Below are 16,327 nucleotides of genomic sequence, written 5' to 3'. Positions count from 1 at the left end.
AGTTTCCAGCTGCGCGACTCTATACCTACCGGGACGGTGCGACGCAACCGTCCCGTTATTCACCAGAATTATTCGACCGTCACCGATTTCGCAAGATTGCGCGGCTTGTCAACATCGGTGCCGCGCGCGCATGCCGTGTGATACGCGAGCAGCTGCAGCGGCACCACGTGCAGAACCGGGGACAACTGCCCGTAGTGCTCGGGCATCCGGATCACGTGCAGGCCGTCGCCGTTGACGATCTGCGTGTCCGCATCGGCGAACACGTAGAGCTCGCCGCCGCGCGCGCGCACTTCCTGCATGTTCGACTTCAGCTTCTCGAGCAGCGTGTCGTTCGGCGCAACGGTAATCACCGGCATCGCTTCGGTGACGAGCGCGAGCGGGCCGTGCTTCAGCTCGCCGGCCGGGTACGCCTCCGCGTGGATATACGAGATTTCCTTCAGCTTCAGCGCGCCTTCGAGCGCGATCGGGTAGTGCAGCCCGCGGCCGAGGAACAGCGCGTTTTCCTTGCGCGCGAATTCGTCGGCCCACGCGATGATCTGCGGCTCGAGCGCGAGCACGCTGTTCAGTGCGGCCGGCAGATGGCGCAGCTGCTTCAGATATTCCGTTTCCTGCGCGGCGTCGACGTGCCCGCGCAGCTTGCCGAGCGTCGCAGCAAGCACGAACAGCGCGACGAGCTGCGTCGTGAACGCCTTCGTCGACGCGACGCCGATCTCGGTGCCCGCGTGCGTGAGGAACTGCATGCCGGTCAGGCGCACCATCGCGCTCGTCGCGACGTTGCAGATCGCGAGCGTGTGCGTGTGGCCGAGCGCTTGCGCGTGCTTGAGCGCGGCGAGCGTGTCGGCCGTTTCGCCCGACTGCGAGATCACCAGCACGAGCTGACGCGGGTTCGGCACCGAGTCGCGATAGCGGTATTCGCTCGCGATCTCGACCTGCGTCGGGATCTTCGCGATCGACTCGAGCCAGTATTTCGCCGTCAGCCCCGAGTAGTAGCTCGTGCCGCACGCGAGGATCAGCAGGCTGTCGATCTGCGCGAACGCGGCGGGCGCGGCGTCGCCGAACAGCGTCGCGTCGAACGCGTCCGTCTGCGGCACCGTGTCGCCGATCGCGCGCGGCTGCTCGAAGATTTCCTTCTGCATGAAGTGGCGATACGGGCCGAGTTCGACCGCGCCGCCGTAGGCGCTGACCACGCGGATCTCGCGCTGCGCGAGCGCGCCGTGGCGATCGACGATCTTCACGCCGTCGAGCGACAGCTCGCAGACGTCGCCTTCCTCGAGGAACGTGAAGCGGTCGGTGCTGCCGGCGAGCGCGAGCGCGTCCGACGCGACGAAGTTCTCGCCGTCGCCGTGGCCGACCACGAGCGGCGAGCCCTGACGCGCGCCGACGACCGTATGCGGCTGATCCTTGTGGATCACCGCGATCGCATATGCGCCATTCAGTTGCTGCACCGCTTCGCGCACGGCGTCGAACAGATCGCCGCGATAGAGGCTATGCACGAGGTGCGCGATCACTTCGGTGTCGGTTTGCGACACGAACTCGTAGCCCTTCGCGCGCAGCGCGTCGCGCAGCGGCTCGAAGTTTTCGATGATGCCGTTGTGCACGAGCGCGAGCGCGCCGGACGAGAAGATCGGATGGGCGTTGTGCGTGACGGGCGCGCCGTGCGTCGCCCAGCGCGTATGCGCGATACCGGTCGTGCCTTCGAGGTGCGAGTCGCGAACCTGCGCGTCGAGATCGGCGACGCGCGCGACGCTGCGCGCGCGCTTGGGCGCATCCGCTTCGAGCACGGCGACGCCGCACGAATCGTAGCCACGGTATTCGAGGCGCCGCAATCCTTCGATCAGCACCGGAACGATATTACGCTGCGCAACTGCGCCGACAATGCCGCACATGAAAAATCTACCTTCTATGGGAAGCGGGTGCCGTACGGCACTCGCATGATGTTGAGTTTTTTACCCAGCTAACTTATAGCCGCTCGTTTCGGCCCGTACTTCAGCGTTCAATGTCCGCGCCTTTCCTTTCTGACCACCATCCACCTAGGCACCCTGAACCGCACGATGCTCAAATAAAGCCACACATACGTGCAGGCAAACAGCACGACAAACACAAACAGATGCACCGTATGCCGCCAGAACAGCGTAGCCGGAATCACGGCCACGAGACACAGCAGCCACAGATAAGGTGAAGTCAGCGAATTCCTTCGCGTCAGATCATGCGCGTGCTTCGTCCCCACGGCCCACCGCATCAGCCGCTTGTACACGAGCATATGCAGGTGCACGCCATCCGGAATCCCCGGCGACATCCCGCGGATGAATTTCTTCCGATAGATCGAGAAGCACGTCTCGAAGATCGGGTACATGAACAGCAGCACCGGATACCACGCAGACACTTCGCGATTGCGCATCACGAGCAGGATCGCGAGTTCCGCGAGCATGAAGCCGATGAAGTACGCGCCGCCGTCCCCGAGAAAGATCAGCCCGGCCGGAAAATTCCACAGAAAGAACCCGAGCACTGCGCCCATCATGATGATCGACGCCGACATCACGACCGGATCGTTGACGTGGAACGCGACATACGCGAGCGACGCGAACATCATGAAGCTGACCATCGACGCGAGCCCGTTGAAGCCGTCGATGATGTTGATCGCATTCGCGAGCGCGGCCACCGCGAGCACCGTGATGAACGCCGAGATGGCCACGTAGCTGAGCAGGAAATCGAGCGGCGGCACGCTGATGCGCTTCACCGCGATCCCGAGCAGCCAGAACGCGAGTGCCGCCGCGGCCATCGTGCACAGCAGCCGCGCGCGCGGCGACACGCGCTTGGTCAGATCCTCGACGAGCCCCGACAGGAACGCCGGCAGCCCGCACGCGACAATCCCGAGAATGCTGCCGGAAATCGTCGGATAGCGCCGCGACAGCACCAGCGCGGCAATGACGACGCCGGCCAGGATCCCGATGCCCCCCACGCGCGGCACGGGCCGCACGTGGAATTTCTGCACGCCGGCCAGATCGCTGTCGATCGAGAATTTCTCGTGTAGATGCGCATAGCGCACGATGAACAGCGTAACGAGCAGGGAAACGATGAAGCCGGACGCGAAGCTGAGCATGGGATCGCTCGAAAAATGGACAGCGGATTATACAAAACCGCGCGGGTTCGCCTCCTGCCATCGCCAGTGGTCCGCACACATGTCGTCGAGGCCGAGCGTCGCACGCCAGCCGATGATGTCGGCGGCCGCCTGCGGGTTCGCATAGCACTCGGCGACGTCGCCCGGGCGGCGCGCGACGATCTCGTACGGCACCGGGCGGCCCGACGCCTTCTCGAACGCGCGTACGACATCAAGCACGCTGTAGCCCTGGCCGGTGCCGAGGTTCACGACGAAGCTCGCGTCGCGCTTCACGAGCGCATCGAGCGCGGCGATGTGCCCCTTCGCGAGATCGACGACGTGGATGTAGTCGCGCACGCCGGTGCCGTCGGGCGTCGGATAGTCGGAGCCGAACACGCGCAGCTTCTCGAGCTTGCCGACGGCGACCTGCGCGACATAAGGCATCAGGTTGTTCGGAATGCCGGCCGGATCCTCGCCGATCAGCCCGCTCGCATGCGCACCGACCGGGTTGAAATAGCGCAGTGTCGCGATCCGCCACGACGGATCGGACACTTCGAGATCGCGCAGGATCTGCTCGGCGATCAGCTTCGACTGGCCGTACGGATTCGTCGCGGAGAGCGGGAACGATTCGTCGATCGGCGAGCGCTCGGGCACACCGTACACGGTCGCCGACGAGCTGAACACGAACTGCTTCACGTTGCGCGCGCGCATGACGTTCAGCACGGTCAGCAGCCCGCCAAGATTGTTCTGGTAGTACTCGAGCGGCTTCGCAACCGATTCGCCGACGGCCTTCAGCGCCGCGAAGTGAATCGTGCCGGTGATCGGATGCGCGTCGAACACTTTCGCGAGCGCGGCTTCGTCGCAGACGTCGACCTGATGGAATGCGGGCTGCTTGCCGGTGATGCGTTCGATGCGCCGCACCGATTCGGCCTTGCTGTTGACGAGGTTGTCGACGATCACGACGTCGTAGCCGTTATCGAGCAGCTCGACAGCCGTGTGCGAGCCGATATACCCCGCGCCGCCCGTAACGAGGATGGTGCCTTTAGCGCTCATTGCTCATGTGCTCCTTCAAAATGTAATACCTGTCAACGTGTGAATAGTACGCCGATAGCGTTCGACGACCTGCTGCTCGTCGAACTCGGCTGCGACCTTGCGCCGGCCGCGCTCGCCCATCGCCTCGCGTCCGGCCGTTCCGATGTCGATCATGCGCATCAATTGCTCGGCGAGGCTCGCGCTATCGCGCACGCGGCACAGGAAGCCCGTTTCGCCGTCGGCGACGACGTCGCGGCAGCCCGGCACGTCGGTCGCGACGATCGGGCGCCCCATCGCGGACGCCTCCATCAGCGTGCGCGGCACGCCCTCGCGATACGACGGCAGCACGACGCAGTCGGCGGCCGCGATGTGCGGACGCACGTCGTGCGCTTCGCCGAGATACTCGACGATGCCTTCGGCGACCCACGCATCGACGTCAGCGCGGCCGATCGCACTCGGGTTGTCGACACCGAGCGGCCCGAGCAGCTGAAAGCGCGCATTCGGATGGCGCGCTCGCACGATGCGCGCAGCCTCGACGTACTCACGCACGCCTTTATCCCACAGCAGTCGGCCGATCAGGATGAATACCGGTGCGTCGCCGCCCGGCAGCGGCACCGGCGCGAACTGATCGAGATCGACGCCTTCGCCGTGCAGCAGCCGCGCGCGCTCCGGATGCGCGAGCAACCGTTCGTCGGTGAAGGTCGCGAGATCGTCGCGGTTCAAGAACCACACTTCACGCGGAAAGCGGAACGCGAACCGATACAGCCGCTTGGCGATGCTCGCCGCGCGGCTTTTCTGGATGAACACGTAGCCGAGCCCGGTCGTCACCGCGATCGACGGCACGCGCGCGAGCCACGCCGCGACCGAGCCGTAGATGTTCGGCTTGATCGTGTAATGGAACACGAGATGGGGCTGCAGCGCACGGTAGTGGCGAACCAGCGCGGCGAGCGTGCCGAGATCCTCGCGCGGGCTCGTGCCTTTCGACGCGATCGCGAGCGCCACGTAGCGGCAGCCCATCTGCTCGAGCAGCGGCACGGTCCGGTCGTGCGGCGCGATCACGATCACGTCGGCGCCGTGCGCGACGAGCGCACGGATCAACCCGTGCCGATACGTGTAGATCGCCCAAGCCGTGTTGCAGACGAGCGCAATGCGCAGCGGGGAAGTGGCGGACATGAAAAAAAGAAAAAATAAAGCGTCGAAAATGCCCTGCGCGCTAGGCGGACGGCCGCGCGGCGAACAGCGTCTGCTTGATGCGTTGCAGCGTCCGATACGGCGTCACGAAGTGCAGCAGGTTCTTCGCGAGGCCGGCCCAGTCGTACGGATTCAGCGCGTTGAAGTGGCGCAGCAGCAGCGCGAGCGTCGACATCAGCTGGCGGCGGCGCTTCGTCGCGCTGATTCCGCCCTCGTTGAGCTCGTAATAGAGGCCGAGCTCGGGCAGGTTCGCGCAATCGTAGCGTTGCATTAACCGTAAAAAAAGATCGAGATCCTCGGCCGCGCGGTACTTCGCGCGGTAGTTGCCGACCTCGCGCACGGCGTCGATGCGCAGCATCACCGACGGATGCACGAGCGGCGAGCGCAGGAAGCGCGTGCGGCGCAGCGTGCGCGGATCGGCGGGCGGCGTCAGCATGAAGCGCGGCTCGCCGGCGCGCGACACGACCTGCGTCCACATCCCGACGCAGGCGACTTGCGGGTGCGCGTCGAGAAATGCGCGCTGCTTCGCGAGGCGCTGCGGCGCGGCGAGATCGCCGGCGTCGATGCGCGCGGCATAGCGGAAGCCGCGCTGCGCGAGCGCCTCGATGCCGGCTTCGAGCGCGCGCTCGATGCCGACGTTATGCGGCATGCGCAGCACTTCGATCGCGAGGCCCGCGATCGCGGGCGCGACGATCGGCGGCTTGCTGCCGTCGTCGACGATCAGCACGTGCACGGGCGTGTCCTCGCGGAACGACGCGAGCGTGCGCACGACGTCGTCGTGCCCGTTGTAGGCCGGCATCAGCACGGCGACGTCGTCGAGCGGCGGCGCGGAAGCGGGAGACGTCATGAAGGCAGTTTGAAACGAATGTAATAAAAATTGACGGCCGCGGCGGCCGCATAGCCGGCAGCGAGCCCGACGAGCGCGCCGTACAGCCCGAGCCGCGGGATCGCGAGCCAGTTCGCGAGCGCGGCGATCGCGAGCGCGAGCGCCCATTTCGCGAGCAACACGAATTTTGCTTGATATTTGAGCACGATAAGATTGCCTATCGCCTCGATCCCGGCAGGCACGGACAGCCAGACGGCCCAACGGAAGATGTCGACTGACGCCTCGTAGCCGCGTCCGAACACCTTGCCGACGATCAGCGGCGCGGCGGCATCGAGCACGAGCGCGCCGGCCGTCATCAGCGCGGCGGTCATCGCGATGAGCCGGACGATGTTGCGGCGCAATCGCGCGACGTCCTGCACGCGGTAGACGAACGCGGGCGCGATGGTTTGCGCGAGCATCAGCGCGAGCGTGATCCAGTTCTCGTTGAGCTGTTGTGCGGCAGCGTACCGGCCGAGGTCGGCGAACGACACGTGGCGTTCGAGCATCAGCCGGTCGAGCTTCAGGAACAGGTACATGCAGATCAGCCCGAGCCAGAACACGGTGCCGGCCGTCGCGAAATGCCGGAACAGCGGTTTGTCGAACGTCCAGCCGAGCGAGCCGCCGTTACGATGACGGTAGTACAGCAGCAGCACGAAACCGATCGCGGCCGCCTCGAGCGCCCACAGCCACGCGAAGCGGGCGGGCGCGGCGGCGGCGCGCACCAGCAGCCAGACGAGCAGCGCCTTCGCGAGCGCGGTGAACATGCTAGTCACGAGCTGCGGCTTGCTGTACGTCATGCTCTGCAGCCACGCGTTGATGACGCCGACGAACGGCTCGCGGAACACCATCGTGACGGCAAGGCCGGCCAGCATCGCGCCGACGAGCGGATCGAACGCGCCGGCGGCGATCGCGATCCAGGTCGCGACGAGCGCGGCGATCGACACGCCGATGCGCAGCGCGAACGCGCTGCCGAGCACGGCGCCGAGCTGGGCCGGCGGGCGCTGCACGATGGTCGGCACCAGAATTTCCGCGCCGCACACCCAGGTCAGCGGCGCCAGCACGAGGAGCAGCGTATTCGCATACTGCCATTTGCCGAACACGTCCGGCCCGAAATAACGGGCCAGCAGCCCGCTGATCGCGATCGCGACGCCGATCTGCGTCAGCCGTTCGAGCCCCAGCCAGACGAGGTTCGCGACGGCTTTCGCGACGTCCGGGTTGCCGAATCGCTTCAGCATGCGGCGGCTAGGCGGCCGCACGCGCGCGGGGCGGCCGGCAGGGCGCCGGCTGGCGGCAGGAAGGCGGCGGAGCGACTACGCATTAAAATGGGCGGTATGCACGTCATCGAAACCCGCGATTATAAGTGGGATCGGGGCCGCTCCAGCCGTCCCGTCCGTTGTTCCGCGCGGGGCCTGCGTGTAGCATGCGCCGGCACCGGCGAGAGGCGGCCAGACTATTTTCCATGCACGCAACCGAGAGAGAATCGATGATCTCCCAATCCATCTTCAAGGCATATGACATCCGCGGCGTGGTCGGCAAGACGCTCGACGCCGACACGGCGCGCAGCATCGGCCGCGCGTTCGGCAGCGAAGTGCGCGCGCAGGGCGGCGACGCGGTCGTCGTCGCGCGCGACGGCCGCCTGTCCGGGCCCGAGCTCGTCGGCGCGCTCGCCGACGGGCTGCGTGCGGCAGGCGTCGACGTCGTCGACATCGGCATGGTCCCGACGCCGGTCGGCTATTTCGCGGCGAGCGTACCGCTCGCGCTGAAGGGCGGCGAGCGCCGCGTCGATTCGTGCATCGTCGTCACCGGCAGCCACAACCCGCCCGACTACAACGGTTTCAAGATGGTGCTGCGCGGCGCGGCGATCTACGGCGAGCAGATCCAGGCGCTGTATCGCCGCATCGTCGACGAGCGCTTCGAGAGCGGCAGCGGCACGTACGAAGAGCACGACGTGGCCGACGCGTACATCGACCGCATCGTCGGCGACGTGAAGCTCGCGCGCCCGCTGAAGCTCGTCGTCGACGCGGGCAACGGCGTTGCCGGTCCGCTTGCGACGCGCCTGTTCAAGGCGCTCGGCTGCACGCTGGTCGAGCGCTTCACCGACATCGACGGCACGTTCCCGAACCATCACCCCGATCCGGCCCACCCGGAAAACCTGCAGGACGTGATCCAGGCGCTGAAGGACACGGACGCCGAGCTCGGCTTCGCGTTCGACGGCGACGGCGACCGTCTCGGCGTCGTCACGAAGGACGGCCAGATCATCTATCCGGATCGCCAGCTGATGCTGTTCGCCGAGGAAGTGCTGTCGCGCAACCCGGGCGCGCAGATCATCTACGACGTGAAGTGCACGCGCCACCTCGCGCAATGGGTGAAGTCGAAGGGCGGCGAGCCGCTGATGTGGAAGACGGGCCACTCGCTCGTGAAGGCGAAGCTGCGCGAGACGGGCGCGCCGCTCGCGGGCGAGATGAGCGGCCACGTGTTCTTCAAGGATCGCTGGTACGGCTTCGACGACGGCCTCTACACGGGCGCGCGCCTGCTCGAGATCCTCGCGAAGACGGCCGACCCGAGCGCCGTGCTGAACGCGCTGCCGGATGCGATGAGCACGCCGGAACTGCAGCTGAAGCTGGAAGAGGGCGAGAACTTCAGCCTGATCGAGAAGCTGCAGAAGGAAGCGAAGTTCGACGGCGCGGACGAAGTCGTGACGATCGACGGCCTGCGTGTCGAGTATCCGGACGGCTTCGGGCTCGCGCGTTCGTCGAACACGACGCCGGTCGTCGTGCTGCGCTTCGAGGCGGAGACGCAGGACGGCCTGAAGCGCATTCAGGACGACTTCCGCCGTGTGCTGACGGCCGCGAAGCCGGACGTGAAGCTGCCGTTCTGACCTGGGCATCGGGCGGCCGCATCGGTGGCCCTGACCGGTCGCCTTCTCCCCGAAAAGCGGCGTGCGCGTGACGCGTGCGCCGCTTTTTGTCAATCTGCGGCGCCGGGCGCGATAAAATCGCGTCTTTATGCCTGTCGCCGGCCGTCTGCCGGCGTTTTTTCAGCGTGCAAAAGATCCTGATCGTGCGCGTGTCGTCGCTGGGCGACGTCGTGCACAACATGCCGGTGATCGCCGATATCCGGCGTCGCCATCCCGATGCGCAGATCGACTGGCTCGTCGAAGAAAGCTTCGTCGATCTCGTGAAGCTCGTCGACGGCGTGCGCAACGTGCTGCCGTTCTCGCTGCGCCGCTGGCGCAAGCAGCCGTTCTCCGGCGCGACGTGGCGCGAGATCCGCGCGTTTCGCAAGCAGCTCGCGGCCGAGCACTACGATCTCGTGATTGACTGCCAGGGCTTGATCAAGACGGCGTGGGTCGCGAGCTGGGCGCGCGGGCCGCTCGTCGGCCTCGGCAACCGGACCGACGGCGCCGGTTACGAATGGCCGGTGCGCTTCTTCTATCGCAAGCGCGTGCCGATTGCGCCGCGCACGCACGTCGTCGAGCGTTCGCGGCAGCTCGTCGCGGCCGCGCTCGGCGATCCGGCGCCGACGCCGGCCGATCCCGTCGATTTCGGCCTCGACACGCGCGATGCGTCGCGTGCGATCGCCTCGGTCGGGCTGAACCTGCCGGTGCCCTACGTGGTGTTCGTCCACGCGACTTCGCGCGCGGACAAACAATGGCCCGACGCCGCATGGATCGAGCTCGGCCAGGCGCTGGTACGGCGCGGCGCATCGCTCGTGCTGCCGTGGGGCAACGACGCGGAGCGCGCGACGAGCGAGCGGCTCGCGAAGGAGTTCGGCGAGGCCGCGATCGTGCCGCCGAAGCTGTCGCTGCCGGCCGTGGTCGGCCTGATCGACGGCGCGGCGGCGACGGTCGGGGTTGATACAGGTCTGGTTCACATCGCGGCCGCGCTGAAGCGCCCGACCGTCGAACTGTACAATTTCGCGACGGCCTGGCGAACCGGCGGCTACTGGTCGCCGAACGTCGTCAATCTCGGCACGGCGGGGCAGCCCCCGTCGATCGCGCAGGTGAAGTCGGCGCTCGCGGGCTTCGGTCTCCTGTAACGCACGCATTCGTGGCGAACCGATCATGAGCGAATCCCAGATCATCGAAGTCTCGTCCGCCGACTGGAGCGGACATCAGCTGTCGGTGCCGCGCGAGCAGTTGCTGGCGGCAGTCGAGGAAGGCAAGGTGCTGTATTTTCCGCACCTGCGCTTCGCGATCGAAGGCGGCGAGGAAGCGCTGCTCGATCCGGCGCTCGCCGATCCGAAACGCAAGAACATCAGTCTTGCGCCGAACGGCGGCGCGCTCGTCGGCGTGCTCGGCGACGAAGTCACGCAGTCTGCCGTGCGCGCGCTCGTCGCGCGCTTTCAGCAGCAGGCCGGCACGCTCGTCGACGGCCTGTTTCCCGAATACCGCGGCAAGCTGCGTGTCGCGCCGACGAGCCTGCGGCTGATGCAGGTCGAGACGCGCCAGACGTCGTGGCGCAAGGACGACAGCCGGCTGCACGTCGACGCGTTCCCGTCGCGGCCGAACTACGGCGAGCGGATCCTGCGCGTGTTCACGAACGTGAACCCGGCGGGCGTGCCGCGCGTCTGGCGCGTCGGCGAGCCGTTCGAGGACGTCGCGAAGCGCTTTCTGCCGAAGATCCGTCCGCAGCTGCCGGGCTCCGCGTGGCTGCTGAATCTGCTGCACGTGACGAAGTCGCGGCGCAGCGCCTACGACCATCTGATGCTGAATCTGCACGACGGGATGAAGGCCGATCTCGACTATCAGAAGACTTGCCCGCAGCAGACGATGCCGTTTCCGCCGGGCAGCGTGTGGATATGCTTCTCCGATCAGACTTCGCACGCTGTGATGTCCGGACAGTTCATGCTCGAGCAGACCTTCTTCCTGCCGGTCGACGCGATGGTGCGCCGCGAGTGCGCGCCGCTCGGCATCCTCGAGCGGCTCACGGGCAGGGCGCTGGTTTGAGCGCGCATATTCTTCGACACGACCGCCGGGCACACGCATGCTGAGGACGATCTATCGCGCGCTGTGGTGGCTCGTCGCGCCGCTCGCCGTCGTGCGGCTGTACGTACGCTCGCGCAAGGAGTACGGCTATCGCGAACATATCGGCGAGCGCTTCGGCTACGGCGCGGGCCGCGCGCCCGACGATCGCGCGCCGCTGATCTGGGTGCATGCGGTGTCGGTCGGCGAGACGCGCGCCGCGCAGCCGCTGATCGACGCGCTGATGCGCGCGCGGCCCGACGCGCGGATCCTGCTCACGCACATGACGCCGAGCGGCCGCGCGACGGGCGAGCAGCTGTTCGGCGATCGCGTGCTGCGCTGCTATCTGCCCTACGACATGCCGGGCGCCGTACGGCGCTTTCTGCGCGCATGGCGGCCGACGCTCGGCCTCGTGATGGAAACGGAAGTGTGGCCGACGCTGATCGACGAGTGCCGTCGCGCGGACGTGCCGCTCGTGCTGACGAATGCGCGGATGTCGGCGCGTTCGTGCCGGCGCGCGGCGAAGTTCGGTGCGGCGACGCAGGAAGTGTTCGGCGGCTTCTCGCGCGTGCTCGCGCAGAGCCCGGCCGATGCCGAGCGGCTGACGTCGCTCGGTGCACGCAACGTCGCGGTGCTCGGCAACCTGAAGTTCGACATGACGACGCCGCCCGAACTCGCGGCGCGCGGCCATGCATGGCGTGACGCGATCGGCAAGCGTCCGGTGTGGGTCGCGGCGAGCACGCGCGAGAACGAGGAAGCGCTCGTGTTGCAGGCGTTCGCGGCGATGCGCACGCCCGGCGCGCTGCTGATGCTCGTGCCGCGCCATCCGCAGCGCTTTGCGGAAGTCGAGTCGCTGGTCGCGCGCGAAGGGCTCAAATGCGTACGGCGCTCCGCATGGGCGGCCGATGCGGCCGCGCTCGCGGCAGGTCGCCCGGCCGCGGATGCGCTGCCGAACGACGTGCAGGTGCTGCTCGGCGATTCGATGGGCGAGCTTGGCGCGTACTACGCGGCGGCCGACGTCGCGTTCATCGGCGGCAGCCTGCTGCCGCTCGGCGGCCAGAACCTGATCGAGGCATGCGCGGTCGGCGTGCCGGTCGTGATCGGGCCGCACGTGTTCAACTTCACGCAGGCGACGGCCGACGCGGTCGCGGCCGGCGCGGCGCTGCAGGTCGCGGATCCGCTCGATCTCGCGCACGTGCTCGACGCGCTGTTCGCCGACAACCCGCGGCGCATCGCGATGGGCGCCGCCGCCGCGGCGTTTGCGGCACGCCATCGCGGCGCGACCGCGCGCACGGTGGACGTGCTGGCGGCCCTGCTGCCGCCGGTCGAGCGCGACACGTCCGTCACGCAGGACGACTGACGGCGAGCCGGCGCGACGCGATTGCGCAGCGCCGGCGCCGCGCTGCCGCCGCCTATTTCAGATCGCCGCCGGCCCCGAGGCCATCTCCCGGTCGTGCGTGGGCCGGCCGTTCGCTCAGACCGTCAACAATCCCTTCTTCTCGATGAACGCGACGACTTCCGCGACGCCTTCGAGCGCCTTCAGGTTCGTCATCACGTAAGGCCGCTCGCCGCGCATCTTCTTCGTGTCGGACGCCATCACGTCGAGGTTCGCGCCGACCAGCGGCGCGAGATCGGTCTTGTTGATCACGAGCAGGTCGGACTTCGTGATGCCGGGGCCGCCCTTGCGCGGAATCTTCTCGCCGCCCGCGACGTCGATCACGTAGATCGTCAGGTCCGACAGCTCGGGGCTGAACGTTGCCGCGAGATTGTCGCCGCCCGATTCGATGAACACGATGTCGGCATCGGGAAAGCGCGACAGCATCCGGTCGACGGCCTCGAGATTGATCGACGCATCCTCGCGGATCGCCGTGTGCGGGCAGCCGCCCGTCTCGACGCCCATGATGCGTTCCTCGGGCAGCGCGCCGGCGACCGTCAGCAGGCGCTGATCTTCCTTCGTATAGATGTCGTTGGTGATCGCGACGAGGTCGTACCGGTCGCGCATCGTCTTGCACAGCATTTCGAGCAGCGTGGTCTTGCCTGAGCCGACCGGGCCGCCGATGCCGACGCGCAGCGGCGGCAGTTTCTTGGTGCGGCGGGAGACGGAGGGAGCGGGTGCGTTCATGGCGTAGTGTGGGTCGTAGGTCAGGAGCGGAACAACCGCGAATACTGCGTTTCGTGCCGTGCGGACAGGATGCCGAGCTGCGGCGCGAACGTGTTGACGGCATCGGCCGGCGTCGCGAGCGCGCGGCGCACGGCCGCGTCGATCGCATCGCGCAGTGCGACGATGATGCGCTGGCCGGCGAGCTGGCCGAGCGGCACGGCTTTCAGCGCGGCGGCCGTCTGGTTCTCGACCCAGCCGAATGCATAGGCGGCGAGCACCGCATCGGCGCCGGCATCGTGCGCGGCGGCCGCATAGGCGAACGCGGTCGGCAGCGCGATCGGCTGCAGCGACGCGAGCGTCGCGCGCCGCGCGGCATCGCCCCATTCGAGCGACGCACAAAGCTGCGCGAGCGACCAGCCCATCTGCTCGGTCTCGCGACGCAGTTCCGACGATTCGCGGCTCGCGACGAACCATGCGTTTTCGGCGGCGAGCGCGGGCGCGTCGTGCGCATGCCAGCGCGCGAGCTGGTGTGCGAGGAACGGCAGTTCGCCGTGCGCGAGCACGTCGGTCAGGCCGCTGGCGATCCAGTCGCGCGCGCTGTCCGCGTCGTGGACCAGGTTGGCGTCGAGCGCCGCTTCGAGCCCCTGCGAATAGCTGAACGCGCCGATCGGCAATGCCGGCGACGCGAGATGCAGCAGCGCGACGAGTTCAGTGGTGTTCATGGCCGTGGCCGTGCGTGCAACCGGGACCATGCTGATGATCGTGATCGTGATCGTGATCGTGACCGTGATCGTGCGAGTGCGAGTGCGAGTGCGAGTGCGAGTGGCCGTGGTGTTCGCCGAACGCCTGCTGCGCGAGCGCATAGTCTTCGGCGAACGTCGCATCGTGTCCGTGCTTGTGGCCGCCGCCGTATGCGCCGGCTTCCGGCTGGAACGGCGCGCTCGTTTGCTCGACCTGCGTGCCGAGCCGGCGCAGCATGTCGGCGAGCACCGGGTCGGCTTCAAGCTTCAGATAGCCGTCGCCGATCTCGACCGGCGTGTGCCGGTTGCCGAGGTGATAGGCGGCGCGCATCAACGTCAGCGGATCGGCCGCGCGCACGAGCAGCACGGTTTCGGCGGCCGCCGCGATGCGCACGAGTGCGCCGTCGTCGGCGACGAGCACGTCGCCGTCGCGCAGCACGGTGCCGCGCGGCAGCAGCACGGCGACGTCTTCGCCGGTGTCGAGCGTCGCGGCGAGCCGGCTCTTGCAGCGGGCGTCGTAGGTCAGCGTGAGCGACGGTGCGCGTGCGACGAGCGACGCGGCGAGCCGGACGTTGGGAGCAATGCGTTTGTCGAGCGTGCGCATGAAACGGGAACGGTCGGTCAGAACAGGAAATAGCGCTGCGCCATCGGCAGCACGGATGCGGGTTCGCAGGTCAGCAGCTGGCCGTCGGCGATCACGTCGTAGGTCTCCGGATCGACGCTGATCGCGGGGCGCCACGCGTTGTGGATCATGTCGGCCTTCGTGACCTGGCGGCAATTGCGCACCGGCACGATCGGCTTCGCGAGCCCGTAGCGCTCGGCGATGCCTGCGTCGGCCGCCAGCTGCGACACGAAGGTCAGCGACGTGCGGGCCAGCGCGCCGCCGCGCGTCGCGAACATCTCGCGATAGTGAACGGGCTGCGGCGTCGGAATCGACGCGTTGGGGTCGCCCATCTGCGCGAGCGCGATCATCCCGCCCTTGAGGATCATCGTCGGCTTGATCCCGAAGAACGCCGGTTCCCACAGCACGAGATCCGCCCACTTGCCCGGTTCGATCGAGCCGACGTGGTGCGCGATACCGTGCGTGATCGCCGGATTGATCGTGTACTTCGCGACGTAGCGCTTCGCGCGGAAGTTGTCGTTGCGCGCGCTGTCTTCCGGCAGCGCGCCGCGCTGCACCTTCATCTTGTGCGCGGTCTGCCAGGTGCGGATGATCACTTCGCCGACGCGGCCCATCGCCTGCGAATCGGACGACAGCATCGACAGCGCGCCGAGATCGTGCAGGATGTCCTCGGCCGCGATCGTCTCGCGGCGGATGCGCGATTCGGCGAACGCGAGATCCTCCGCGATCGACGGATCGAGGTGATGACACACCATCAGCATGTCGAGATGCTCTTCGAGCGTGTTGATCGTGTAGGGGCGCGTCGGATTCGTCGACGACGGCAGCACGTTCGCTTCGCCGCACACCTTCAGGATGTCGGGCGCATGGCCGCCGCCCGCGCCTTCGGTGTGATACGTGTGGATCGTGCGGCCCTTGAACGCGGCGACCGTCGATTCGACGAAGCCGGCTTCGTTCAGCGTGTCGGTATGGATCGCGACCTGCGTGTCGGTATCGTCGGCGACCGACAGGCAGGTATCGATCGCGGCAGGCGTCGTGCCCCAGTCCTCGTGCAGCTTCAACCCGATCGCGCCGGCCGCGATCTGTTCGACGAGCGGCTCCGGCCGGCTCGCATTGCCCTTGCCGAGAAAGCCGAGATTGATCGGCCAGCCGTCGGCCGCCTGCAGCATCCGTTCCATGTGCCACGGCCCCGGCGTGCAGGTCGTCGCGTTGGTGCCGGTCGCCGGCCCCGTGCCGCCGCCGAGCATCGTCGTGACGCCGGACGCGAGCGCTTCGTCGATCTGCTGCGGGCTGATGAAGTGGATGTGCGTATCGATGCCGCCCGCGGTCACGATCAGCCCTTCGCCGGCGATCACTTCGGTACCCGCACCGATCGCAATCGTCACGCCGGGCTGGATGTCGGGGTTGCCGGCCTTGCCGATCGCGGCGATGCGGCCGTGCTTGATCGCGATGTCGGCCTTCACGATGCCCCAGTGATCGAGGATCACCGCGTTCGTGATCACCGTGTCCGGCACCTCGGCCGAGACGCGCTGCGACTGGCCCATCCCGTCGCGGATCACCTTGCCGCCGCCGAACTTCACTTCCTCGCCGTAGATCGTGAAGTCGCGTTCGATCTCGATCAGCAGTTCGGTGTCGGCGAGGCGGACGCGGTCGCCCGTCGTCGGCCCGAACATTTCCGCGTACGCGCGGCGGCTCAAGCGTAGTGTCATGTCGTGCTGT

14 protein-coding genes are annotated in these 16,327 nt (G+C 67.4%); 4 read left to right on the top strand and 10 right to left on the bottom strand.

The annotated features are described in order from the left end of the window. Positions 1–68 precede the first annotated feature (68 nt). The 6 genes from glmS to BCR55_RS03635 all read right to left on the bottom strand — a co-directional run bounded on the left by glmS (position 69) and on the right by BCR55_RS03635 (position 7,420). A complete protein-coding gene (gene glmS, locus BCR55_RS03660; RefSeq protein ID WP_065494184.1) occupies positions 69–1,886 on the bottom strand; it encodes a glutamine--fructose-6-phosphate transaminase (isomerizing) in 1,818 nt (605 codons plus the stop codon). 107 nt (positions 1,887–1,993) lie between these two features. After that, entirely contained in the window at positions 1,994–3,100 is a 1,107-nt protein-coding gene (locus BCR55_RS03655) for a glycosyltransferase (protein ID WP_039225028.1), read from the bottom strand. Positions 3,101–3,127: 27 nt separating this feature from the next. Further along, on the bottom strand, positions 3,128–4,150 hold the full coding sequence (galE, locus tag BCR55_RS03650) for a UDP-glucose 4-epimerase GalE (protein ID WP_065494183.1): 1,023 nt from the start codon (positions 4,148–4,150) through the stop codon (positions 3,128–3,130). A gap of 15 nt (positions 4,151–4,165) precedes the next feature. Continuing rightward, entirely contained in the window at positions 4,166–5,302 is a 1,137-nt protein-coding gene (locus tag BCR55_RS03645; RefSeq protein ID WP_065494182.1) for a glycosyltransferase family 4 protein, read from the bottom strand. Positions 5,303–5,342: 40 nt separating this feature from the next. Beyond that, a complete protein-coding gene (locus tag BCR55_RS03640) occupies positions 5,343–6,167 on the bottom strand; it encodes a glycosyltransferase (RefSeq protein WP_065494181.1) in 825 nt (274 codons plus the stop codon). Beyond that, complete coding sequence (locus BCR55_RS03635; RefSeq protein WP_065494180.1) at positions 6,164–7,420, bottom strand: oligosaccharide flippase family protein; 1,257 nt, start codon at positions 7,418–7,420, stop codon at positions 6,164–6,166. Before BCR55_RS03635 ends, BCR55_RS03640 begins: the two co-directional genes overlap by 4 nt. A gap of 248 nt (positions 7,421–7,668) precedes the next feature. Between BCR55_RS03635 and BCR55_RS03630 the strand changes: the two genes are divergently transcribed. The 4 genes from BCR55_RS03630 (at position 7,669) to waaA (ending at position 12,508) form a co-directional block, all read left to right on the top strand. Next, positions 7,669–9,063, top strand: coding sequence for a phosphomannomutase/phosphoglucomutase (locus BCR55_RS03630; protein WP_006400938.1), 1,395 nt, complete (start codon positions 7,669–7,671; stop codon positions 9,061–9,063). 92 nt (positions 9,064–9,155) lie between these two features. Then, the gene (gene waaC / locus BCR55_RS03625; protein ID WP_370685775.1) at positions 9,156–10,223 is read left to right on the top strand and encodes a lipopolysaccharide heptosyltransferase I; all 1,068 of its coding nucleotides are present in this window, start codon (positions 9,156–9,158) and stop codon (positions 10,221–10,223) included. Between the two features lie 25 nt (positions 10,224–10,248). Then, positions 10,249–11,133: a Kdo hydroxylase family protein gene (locus BCR55_RS03620; protein WP_006406317.1), complete on the top strand. Its 885-nt coding sequence runs from the start codon at positions 10,249–10,251 to the stop codon at positions 11,131–11,133. Between the two features lie 37 nt (positions 11,134–11,170). Then, on the top strand, positions 11,171–12,508 hold the full coding sequence (gene waaA / locus BCR55_RS03615) for a lipid IV(A) 3-deoxy-D-manno-octulosonic acid transferase (RefSeq protein WP_006408834.1): 1,338 nt from the start codon (positions 11,171–11,173) through the stop codon (positions 12,506–12,508). Between the two features lie 114 nt (positions 12,509–12,622). On the opposite strand, the gene ureG is transcribed toward waaA, so the two are convergent. Genes ureG through ureC form a run of 4 tightly spaced genes read right to left on the bottom strand, consistent with a single transcriptional unit; the run spans position 12,623 to position 16,317 of the window. Beyond that, positions 12,623–13,270 carry an urease accessory protein UreG gene (gene ureG / locus BCR55_RS03610; RefSeq protein WP_006406315.1) on the bottom strand — a complete coding sequence of 216 codons (648 nt, stop codon included), beginning with the start codon at positions 13,268–13,270 and terminating at the stop codon, positions 12,623–12,625. A 20-nt stretch (positions 13,271–13,290) separates the two neighbouring features. Next, positions 13,291–13,971 (bottom strand): urease accessory protein UreF, encoded by a 681-nt coding sequence (locus tag BCR55_RS03605; protein WP_065494179.1) that lies wholly within the window; start codon positions 13,969–13,971, stop codon positions 13,291–13,293. Next, a complete protein-coding gene (gene ureE / locus BCR55_RS03600; RefSeq protein WP_065494178.1) occupies positions 13,958–14,593 on the bottom strand; it encodes an urease accessory protein UreE in 636 nt (211 codons plus the stop codon). Before ureE ends, BCR55_RS03605 begins: the two co-directional genes overlap by 14 nt. Before the next feature lie 17 nt (positions 14,594–14,610). Next, on the bottom strand, positions 14,611–16,317 hold the full coding sequence (ureC, locus tag BCR55_RS03595) for an urease subunit alpha (RefSeq protein WP_065494177.1): 1,707 nt from the start codon (positions 16,315–16,317) through the stop codon (positions 14,611–14,613). Positions 16,318–16,327 lie beyond the last annotated feature (10 nt).

Origin of the sequence: Burkholderia sp. CCA53, assembly GCF_001685525.1 — a bacterium.
GTDB classification, from domain to species: Bacteria; Pseudomonadota; Gammaproteobacteria; order Burkholderiales; family Burkholderiaceae; genus Burkholderia; species Burkholderia multivorans.
This window is presented reverse-complemented; position numbering and strand designations above follow the sequence as displayed.